Here is a 220-nt window from a genome sequence, read left to right as displayed (position 1 = left end):
CCCTCCTTGCGGGCGTGAACGGTACCATTGTTGACGCAGCCTTCGATGTAACCGGTCTGACTGCCGGCAATGCCGCCCACGTTGTAACCGATATGGTCATACCCCACGGCACCCGGCAGATCGGCGGTATTGCAGGCACCAACACGGTCACCGGCATCATCACCGGCTGCACGGTGAACGGCAGTGTGTACGGCGACCATTTCGTGGGCGGTATGGCCGG

Annotated in this window: 1 protein-coding gene; it reads left to right on the top strand. The window is 62.3% G+C overall.

Annotation, left to right across the window (positions count from 1 at the left end; translation table 11 throughout):
- Positions 1-220: hypothetical protein (locus H6B10_RS16955; protein ID WP_204652515.1), on the top strand; the 220-nt coding region annotated here is incomplete at both ends.

Source organism: Gemmiger formicilis (assembly GCF_016901605.1).
Lineage (GTDB): Bacteria > Bacillota > Clostridia > Oscillospirales > Ruminococcaceae > Gemmiger > Gemmiger formicilis_B.
The sequence above is the reverse complement of the archived record's forward strand: the minus strand, read 5'-3'. Positions and strand labels throughout refer to the sequence as shown.